Genomic DNA, 966 nt, shown 5'->3' on the forward strand with positions numbered 1-966 from the left:
CTAGGGCGTGTCTCCTTATGCTGATTCCACGATTGCAGCGCTCCAGATGAGCACTGCATGCAGCACGACCGCGGAGCGGTAGGTCAACGCGAGCTTGTCGTAGCGCGTGGCCAGTGACCTCCATTGCTTCAACGTGTTGAAGCTGCATTCGACCACGTTGCGACGCTTGTATGCTTCCCTGTCGTAGGTCACCGGCCGCCCGCCGGCCTGCCCCTTGCGCTTGCGGTTCGCCTTCTGGTCTTCCTTCTCGGGGATGACGCATTGGATGCCGCGGTCCCGCAGGTATTTGCGGATGGCCTTGGAGGAATAGGCCTTGTCGGCCATCGCCCGGTCGGGCCGTCTTCTCGCCGCTCCGGGGCCGGCCTTCTCCACCTTCAGCGCTTCCATGAGGTTCTCGAACATCGGCGAGTCCCCGCCCTGCCCGGGGCCGAGCATGAGCACCAGGGGCCGGCGGTTGCCGTCGACCAGGGCATGGATCTTGGTGGTCAGCCCGCCGCGGGACTTGCCAACGGCATGGTCAGGGGGCTCTTCGAGCAGATTCTTGTAATTCGACAGCTCCCCCTGTGTGGCGGGGGAGGTTGGTGCCGTGCTGGTGGGCACGGTTGACCGTGGAATCCACGGACACCTCCCAGTTGACCAGCCCTTCGGCGTCGGCGCGGGTCAGCAGGGCGCCCAGGATGGTGTCCCAGGTTCCGTCGCCTGCGTAGCGGCGGTGGCGCTTCCAGACGGTCTTCCACGACCCGAAGTGTTCGGGCAAATCACGCCACGGGATCCCTGCGCGGTAGCGGTAGATGATGCCCTCGGTCATCAGCCGGTGGTCATTGAAGGGACGCCCCGACTTGCCCGTGGAATCGGGCATCAGCGGGGCGATCAGTTCCCACTGGTCATCGGAGAGCACTGAGTAACGGGATTTCACCCGTTAATTCTGCCAAATGAGACCAAACGCGATTAGGAGACACGCCCTAG

The 966-nt window shown here is 63.9% G+C and carries 1 protein-coding gene; it reads right to left on the reverse strand.

Features of this window, described 5'->3' with window-relative positions; translation table 11 throughout:
• Positions 1–15: 15 nt before the first annotated feature.
• A protein-coding gene (locus tag DQ353_RS21125) for an IS5 family transposase (protein WP_502696420.1) occupies positions 16–859 on the reverse strand; the annotation gives its coding sequence in 2 pieces (ribosomal slippage) (positions 16–552 and positions 554–859; 843 coding nt in all).
• Positions 860–966 lie beyond the last annotated feature (107 nt).

It is taken from the genome of Arthrobacter sp. AQ5-05 (assembly GCF_003287975.1).
In the GTDB taxonomy this organism is placed as follows: Bacteria; Actinomycetota; Actinomycetes; order Actinomycetales; family Micrococcaceae; genus Paeniglutamicibacter.